The 7460-nt window shown below is 42.4% G+C and carries 9 protein-coding genes; 2 read left to right on the plus strand and 7 right to left on the minus strand.

Going from position 1 to position 7460, the window contains the following annotated elements; translation table 11 throughout:
• The 6 genes from purF to GXZ17_RS10720 all read right to left on the minus strand — a co-directional run.
• Positions 1-1281: amidophosphoribosyltransferase (gene purF, locus GXZ17_RS10695; protein ID WP_409377270.1), on the minus strand; the 1281-nt coding region annotated here is incomplete at its 3' end.
• Positions 1282-1287: 6 nt separating this feature from the next.
• Positions 1288-3489: a phosphoribosylformylglycinamidine synthase subunit PurL gene (gene purL, locus GXZ17_RS10700; protein WP_409377271.1), complete on the minus strand. Its 2202-nt coding sequence runs from the start codon at positions 3487-3489 to the stop codon at positions 1288-1290.
• A complete protein-coding gene (gene purQ, locus GXZ17_RS10705) occupies positions 3480-4178 on the minus strand; it encodes a phosphoribosylformylglycinamidine synthase subunit PurQ (RefSeq protein WP_409377272.1) in 699 nt (232 codons plus the stop codon). The genes purL and purQ overlap by 10 nt, the downstream gene beginning before the upstream one ends.
• Before the next feature lie 8 nt (positions 4179-4186).
• Positions 4187-4444, minus strand: a complete 258-nt coding sequence (gene purS / locus GXZ17_RS10710; protein WP_409377273.1) for a phosphoribosylformylglycinamidine synthase subunit PurS — start codon at positions 4442-4444, stop codon at positions 4187-4189.
• Positions 4445-4471: 27 nt separating this feature from the next.
• Positions 4472-5674 (minus strand): Gfo/Idh/MocA family protein, encoded by a 1203-nt coding sequence (locus GXZ17_RS10715; protein WP_409377274.1) that lies wholly within the window; start codon positions 5672-5674, stop codon positions 4472-4474.
• The gene (locus GXZ17_RS10720; RefSeq protein ID WP_409377275.1) at positions 5667-6047 is read right to left on the minus strand and encodes a hypothetical protein; all 381 of its coding nucleotides are present in this window, start codon (positions 6045-6047) and stop codon (positions 5667-5669) included. The genes GXZ17_RS10715 and GXZ17_RS10720 overlap by 8 nt, the downstream gene beginning before the upstream one ends.
• A gap of 296 nt (positions 6048-6343) precedes the next feature.
• Here GXZ17_RS10720 and GXZ17_RS10725 point away from each other — a divergent pair, with 296 nt between their 5' ends.
• Entirely contained in the window at positions 6344-6649 is a 306-nt protein-coding gene (locus tag GXZ17_RS10725) for a Rieske (2Fe-2S) protein (protein WP_409377276.1), read from the plus strand.
• 11 nt (positions 6650-6660) lie between these two features.
• Positions 6661-7125, plus strand: coding sequence for a SoxR reducing system RseC family protein (locus GXZ17_RS10730; protein WP_409377277.1), 465 nt, complete (start codon positions 6661-6663; stop codon positions 7123-7125).
• Positions 7126-7189: 64 nt separating this feature from the next.
• Here GXZ17_RS10730 and GXZ17_RS10735 read toward each other — a convergent pair.
• On the minus strand, positions 7190-7460 hold a 271-nt coding region (locus GXZ17_RS10735), incomplete at its 5' end, for an aldo/keto reductase (protein ID WP_409377278.1).

Below are 7460 nucleotides of genomic sequence, written 5' to 3' on the forward strand. Positions count from 1 at the left end.
CTTTAAACCATCGATAGTTATATACTTCAAACTATCCAGCCCTAAATATTTTTCTATCTCTTCTGCAGATTTACTACTGGCTATCAGTTCTCCCCGGGTGGGAAAATCGATACCATAATGACAAGGAAAGATATGAGGAGGAGAGCTCACCCGCATATGTACCTCCCGCGCTCCGGCTTCTTTCAAGGTAGCTATTCTCTGGCGAGAAGTACTTCCTCGCACTATAGAATCTTCAATAACAATTATCCTTTTACCTCGAATAAGCTCCTTAATAGGATCGAGTTTTATCTTTACCGCCAGCTCTCGCGCTTCCTGCCCCGGTCTTATAAAAGTTCTTCCTACATAAGGGTTACGCACCATAGCAAATTCTAAAGGTATACCAGATGCCTCAGAGAAACCCAGAGCGGCAAAAATCCCCGAATCGGGAATAGGAACCACCATATCCGCCGAGTAATCTTCTTCTTCAGCTAACACTCTACCCATATTTTTGCGAGCCTGATAAACCTGGTTGGCAAACACCACACTATCAGGACGAGCAAAGTAAATCAATTCAAAAATGCAAAAAGCTTTACGAGGAGAATAAGCATAGAAAAAGGAACGCAGCCCTTTCTCATCAATTATAATCATCTCTCCGGGCTCCACTTCTCGCACAAATTCTGCCCCCAATACATTGAAGGCACAGCTCTCCGAGCTTATTATGTAGCCATCACCTAATTTCCCCAGAGCAAGGGGGCGAAAACCCCAGGGGTCTCGCACGGCAATCAATTGATGATGAGAAAGGATTCCCAGAGAAAAAGCACCCTGTATTTGCCACAGAGCATCTTTTAGAGAATCTTCAAAGCCATCAAAAGAACTTTGAGCTATGAGGTGGAGAATGAGCTCGGTATCTGTGGAAGATTGAAATACTGCCCCTCTTTCACTAAGTTTTTTCCAGAGAGCCAGAGCATTGGTTAAGTTACCATTGTGAGCAATAGCTAAATGACCAAAGCGACTCTCGCCAATGAAAGGCTGAATATTACGAGGAGAAGAGGAACCGGCAGTAGAATAACGAACGTGTCCTAAGGCAATATGGCCAGGAAGATTTTTAAGGTCTCGAGAAGTGAAAACTTCAGAAACCAAACCCATTCCTTTTTTCTCCCGTACCATTTTTCCATCTGATGCTACTATACCAGCACTTTCCTGTCCTCGATGCTGGAGAGAAAAAAGACCCAGATAAGTTAACTCAGAAGCATTCTTCAGACCGTATACCCCAAATACCCCGCATTTTTCTTTTTCATCCACTTTATTTTATTCTCCCAAACCACCTTCCCAGCGATTTTTCAATTCTTCTACTGATAGGGAAATAAGTGATTTCCCTCCTTTTTTGATGACTAATTTCTCCCCTCCGGTTTTCCCTATAACCTGGCAAGGAACATTTTGTTCTTGAGCCAGGCGCTGTAGGGAATTTAATAATTCTCCCTTCACACTCACGAGCGCTCTTCCTCCGCTTTCTCCAAAAAGCAAAACATCTTCTCTCATATCCCCCAGGCATTCCAGATCCACAATTACTCCCCGAGGATTTTCTTCCGTTACAGAAGATTCTACAAGAGCCAGAGCCAGCCCTCCTTCACTCAAATCAATAGCTGAGGAGACAATTTCTTCTTCTGCCAAAGTTATAAGAAGTTTTTGCAGGTTTTTTTCGCCTTCTAAATCTACCCGGGGAGGCGGCCCTTCTTCTCGATTATGAATAATCCTCAGATATTCACTCCCTCCCAGTTCTTCTTTTGTTTCACCTAAAAGAACTAAAATTAAATCATCTTCCCCGAACCCAGCACTTACCACCTTTTCCACTTCTTCTATTATCCCCACCATTCCTATAGTGGGGGTAGGGAAAATCGCTCCTTCAGGATTTTCGTTATAAAAGGATACATTTCCGCTCACTACCGGAATACCAAAGAAACGACAGGCTTCACTCAAGCCCTCAACAGCTTCTACAAACTGCCAATAACGGTCAGGTTTTTCAGGACTACCAAAATTCAGGCAATCAGTAACTCCAGCAGGCCTTGCTCCACAAGCACTCAAATTCCGGGCTGCTTCAGCCACTGCCATTTTAGCTCCCTCTCGAGGAGAAAGATAACAATAAAGGGGATTGCAATCACTGGTAACGGCTATTCCCCACTTCTTGCCTTTCACTCTCAACACTACAGTTCCTGATCCAGGAAGAAGAACGGTATTAATTCCTGCCATATGGTCGTATTGTTCAAAAATGGGACGGCGAGAAGAAAGATTTTCTGAAGAAACCATGCGCAATAAAACTTCTTCGTAGTTGAGAGGAGGTGAAACATCCTCCAGAGAAAAATTGTTAACCTCGTCCAGATAAAGAGGCCTCTCCTGAGGAGGAGTATAAACGGGGGGTCTGGTTAACTCCAGAGCTGGGATATCAGCAACTACTTCTCCTCGCCACTTTATCGTTACCCTTCCTGTATCCTTAACTTCCCCTATTACTTCTCCCTCTAACCCCCATTTTCGGAAAATCTGAATAATTTCCTCTTCATATCCTCTCCTGACACACAGAAGCATCCGCTCTTGAGATTCAGACATCATTATCTCCCAGGGTTCCATCCCTTCTTCTCGAAGAGGGACTAAATCTAAATCAATTTCTACCCCACTTCCTCCACTAGCAGCCATTTCACTCGTGGAACAGGTAAGTCCTGCTGCTCCCATGTCTTTAATTCCTACTATATGTCCGGTATCTAAAGCTTCTAAGGTAGCCTCGATCAGGCATTTTTCCGCCAGGGGATCACCAATCTGCACACTGGGTCTTCTTTCTTCTGCTCCAAATTCTTGAGAAGCTAAGATGCTACATCCTCCTATTCCATCTCTTCCGGTTTTATTACCCACATAAACAATATAATTTCCCTCTCCTTGCGCTTTAGCCTGAGTTAACTTCTCCCGGGGAGCAATACCCAGACACATCACGTTTATCAGGCAATTTCCCCGAAAAGCAGGGTAAAAATACAGCTCTCCAGCAACTGTGGGTACTCCCACACAATTACCGTAAAAAGCTACTCCCTCCACTACTCCACGAAACACATACAAAGAACGCTCATCTTCCCGAGGACCAAAATGCAAAGAATCGAGACAAGCAATAGGCCGTGCTCCGCTTCCCAATATATCTCGAATAACACCTCCAATTCCTGTAGCTGCCCCCTGCCTGGGCTCTACCTGAGAAGGGTGATTGTGACTTTCCATTTTAAAAACCACCGCTAAATCATCATAAACTATGCCACCAGCGTCCTCTCCCCGAAGAGGAGAAAATTCTCCCTCTCGGGGTAGCAACTCCAACCATCTTCGAGAATGAAGATAACCACAGTGTTCCGACCACTCTACAGAGAACATAGCTATTTCAGTAGGAGTAGGAACCCGCCCTAATATAGCAAGAATCCTTTCATATTCCTCTTCCTTTAATCCTAATTCCCTGGCAACATTTAAGCCATTTGCTACTTCCACTTTTTATCCTCCCACCATTTTATAACTGAAAGAAACATTCTCCGGCCATCTTCGGAGCCCAAAATCTCCTCTGCTGCTCGCTCAGGATGGGGCATTATGCCTAATATATTACCTTCTCTGGAGACTATCCCCGCCACATTTTCCCACGAACCATTGGGATTATAACGAGAATCTATTTCTCCTTGAGGACCACAATAACGAAAAACTATGTGCTTTTTAACTTCTTCTTGATGAGGAGAATCAATAAAAAAGTTGCCTTGCTGATGAGCAATGGGTATTTTTATTACCTCTCCCGGGGCAAATAAAAGAGTAAAAGGTGTTTGATTATTTTCTACTCGTAAATAGACATGGCGGCAAATAAAACGTCCACCTCTGTTGGGAAGAAAAGCTCCAGGTAAAATCCCGGCTTCAGTGAGAACTTGAAAACCGTTACATATTCCTATGACTAATCCTCCATTTTCAGCAAACTCTTTTACCGCTTCCATCACTGGCGAAAAACGGGCAAGAGCCCCTGCTCGAAGATAATCGCCATAACTAAAACCCCCCGGCAATACTACACAGTCACAATTTTTCAGATTTTTATCTCCATGCCAGATAAATACTGTTTCTGCTTCCAAGACTTGAGATAAAACATGATGACAATCGTAACCACAATCAGACCCTGGAAAAACCACTATTCCAAATTTCATTTTCATCCTCAATTTTTTATTTCTTCTAACTGGTAAGAGTAGCTTTCGATTACCGGGTTAGACAAAAGCTGGTCGCACATTTCCTGAATGCGCTTTTCTGCCTGAGAGCAGTTTTCCGATTCTAAAATTATTTCCAAGTATTTACCAGCCTTAACTTCTTCTACTTCTCGAAAAGACAAGGTATGCAAAGCATTACGAATGGTAACTCCCTGTGGGTCAAAAACTCCCGGTTTCAAAGTCACTATTACTTTACCTCGATATTTCATAGCTCCCCCCTGCAAATAAAATTTATTTTAATCCTGTGGTACTATTTCTCTTTTACCTGATTCTGCTGCCTGGAGAATGGCATCACAGATTACTGCACATCGGTAACCATCCTCGAAAGTAGCTCCATACGGAGCAATATCTTTGTTATTAACTATGGCATCCAGAAAATGAGCCACTGCATGAACAAAAGTATGTTCCCAGCCGATGATATGCCCCTGAGGCCACCAGTACTCATAGAAAGGGTGGAAGCTTTCGGTAACTAAAACATCGTGAAACCCCTGAAATATCTTAGGCTCTTCTCCCACCAGATAAACTTCCAGTTCATTTAATCTTTCTAAATCGAAGCGAATACTACCTCGAGACCCATTAATCTCTACAACCTGATAATTTTTTCTTCCAGCACAAAAACGGGAAGCTTCCAGCGTTCCTATGGCTCCCTTCTCAAACTCCACAAGAGCTACAAAAGCATCATCTACAGTTACAGGAACTTTCTTCCTGGGGTCTTCTGCTAATTTTCTTTCTTTAATGAAAGTGCGGGTTAAAGCACTAACTGTAGTAATTTCTCCCACTAAAAAACGGGCTAAATCTATGATATGAGCTCCCAGATCTCCCAGAGCTCCTGAACCTGCAGCATTTTTATCCAATCTCCAGACCGCGGGAAAATCAGGGTCCATAATCCACTCTTGAAGATACTGCGCCCGGAAGTGATATATCTCCCCCAGCTTCCCTGAAGAAATAAATTCTTTGGCTAATCGAAGAGCAGGAACAAAACGATAGTTAAAACATACCATGGCTTTAGCTTTAGATTTTTGAGCTGCTTCCCACATCTTTTTAGCTTCTTGCGCATTACCAGCTAAAGGCTTTTCACAAAGGACGTGTTTGCCTTTCTCTAAAGCTAAAATAGAGGGCTCAGCATGAAGATAATTAGGGCTAGTGTTATCCAGAATTTGTACTGCCGGGTCTTCAATCATTTCTTCCCAATCGGTGTAGTATTTTTCATAACCATACCGTACCATAGCTTCCCTTACTGCTTTTTCATTCCTTCCACAAATGGCTACTAATCTGGGAATTGCCACCGGTGGCCAGAAAATATAAGGATACTTCTTATAAGCATTAGTGTGAGCTTTTCCCATAAAGGCATAACCCAGCATCCCCAACCCTAATTCGGGAAGGTTTTCTACTATTCCTTTTGCCTCACCCATGGTAACAAATCCTACTTTTTCACTCATTGATTCCTCCCCCTTTATTATAAGGATTGGCTTCCCTCAAAATACCCATGACTTGATCGGCAATTTTTTCGATCTCTTCCTTCTCCAGTGCGGACATGTCTACTACAATGGAAACAGTGATAAAATCTAAATCTCTCCCCACTCCAGCCATGGCTATGTTATCCAGCCCCAACTCTTTAATTCTCAAGCGGAAATAACTGGCTATTTCCCAGGCTTCCCGGTAGAGAGAAGGCCAATTTTCTGCGTCTTCATCAGCCAGAACAAAGCCCACCTCTCCCAGGTTTCCTCGGGAACGGATCAAAGCAAATTCCCCAAAAGGGTATCGAGATTCAATATGAGAGCGAAACATTCTTCCTTTAGAAATAGTATCCATTGGCCTCTTAAAGTATTATAACTTAACTTCTCTGACAAATAAACAGGCAGCTTACGGCGTGAGATAAAAGAATTTAAAAAATACAGCAGAACAAAAAACCACTGAGGAAGAAAGAGCTTCTCGGTTCCTAGCAACATAAGAAAAAAGTGGAATAAGCTCAAAAGATTATTGAGAGAGGTGTTTTTCTCCCCTGGGTCTGGAATATAATTTTTTAAAAGGTGTTTTCACTAAAAAGTAGGACTTTAAATAAAGCTTGCCTTGCTACATTTTTACACCATTAAAGAGGAGGGAAAAACATGGCCGAGTTCAAAAAGGTGGCGGAAATTTCGGAATTGTCATCAGGTAGGAAAGAAATCACTATAGAAGAAAACAAAATCCTTCTTTTAAATTTGAACGGGGAAATTTATGCTATCGGTAGTCGCTGTCCCCACAAAGGTCTTTCTCTGGCTCAGGGGAAAATAGAAGGAAATATAATCATCTGTCCCTATCATGGCTCTCGCTTTGATGTAGTCACTGGTCAGGTGATAAAAGGACCAGCTAAAGAGGGCTTGCCGGTTTATGAGGTCAAGGTGGAAGAAAAAGATATTTTAATTAGCCTGTAGTAAAAACTAAAATGAAAAAAATCGGGCAAGTATTGAAAAGCGAAGAAAAATACAGCTGGGTAAAAATGGAAAAAGGAACCTCCTGTGGAGAGGAGAAGTGTCCCCTTTCCTCTCCACTCATCGATGACTCTAAGAGTGATTTTTATGTAGTCAAAGCTTATAATGACTTAGGTGCCTTGCCAGGAGATAAGGTTTTAGTGGAAATAAACGACCACATAGCATTGGGAGTAGCTTTTTTAATTTACATTTTTCCTATTTTACTCACTCTCTCTGTTTATTTTCTTCTTCGCTATCTTACCCCCTTACCTTTATACCATTATTCAGGAGTGGCTGCCAGTATAATCTTTTCCTTTTTCATACTCAAAAAAGGAGATCAAAAACTCCAGCTTAATTATCGAATAACCGATTTTGCTGATTCTATCTGCGAGCGTTGTCCTTTTTCTTCTGGTACCACCGTGTCTTCTTTACCAGAATAATAGATGCCACCTGACCCTCCACAGCTATCTAAAAATTCAAAAAAGCGACAAACTCTCTCTCCCTTTAGGTGCGAGAAGCTACTTTTTCCCGCCGGTCCAGGCGAGAAATCTTTTCCATTTCTTCAGGAGTAAGCTCAAAATCAAAAATATCCAGATTCTCTTTTTGGTGTTCGGGGTTAGCAGCCTTAGGAATGGCTGCTACCATTTCCTGCTGAATTAACCAGCGCAGGGCTACTTGATTAGCCGTTTTACCATATTTTTTGCCTATTTCCTGCAACAACAAATCGCCACTCAACCTTCTCCTTGCTAAAGGAGAATAAGCAGTAAGGATGACC

The sequence above is a fragment of the Candidatus Sordicultor fermentans genome (assembly GCF_012728195.1).
Classification (GTDB): domain Bacteria; phylum Atribacterota; class Atribacteria; order Atribacterales; family Caldatribacteriaceae; genus Sordicultor; species Sordicultor fermentans.

What these genes read in the sequence shown, in the direction of transcription:
- GXZ17_RS10715 (WP_409377274.1), bottom strand. Translation starts at nt 5,674, where the DNA reads ATGAGTGAAAAAGTAGGATTTGTTACCATGGGTGAGGCAAAAGGAATA.
- purS (WP_409377273.1), bottom strand. Translation starts at nt 4,444, where the DNA reads ATGAAATATCGAGGTAAAGTAATAGTGACTTTGAAACCGGGAGTTTTT.
- GXZ17_RS10730 (WP_409377277.1), top strand. Translation starts at nt 6,661, where the DNA reads ATGAAAAAAATCGGGCAAGTATTGAAAAGCGAAGAAAAATACAGCTGG.
- GXZ17_RS10720 (WP_409377275.1), bottom strand. Translation starts at nt 6,047, where the DNA reads ATGGATACTATTTCTAAAGGAAGAATGTTTCGCTCTCATATTGAATCT.
- purQ (WP_409377272.1), bottom strand. Translation starts at nt 4,178, where the DNA reads ATGAAATTTGGAATAGTGGTTTTTCCAGGGTCTGATTGTGGTTACGAT.
- GXZ17_RS10725 (WP_409377276.1), top strand. Translation starts at nt 6,344, where the DNA reads ATGGCCGAGTTCAAAAAGGTGGCGGAAATTTCGGAATTGTCATCAGGT.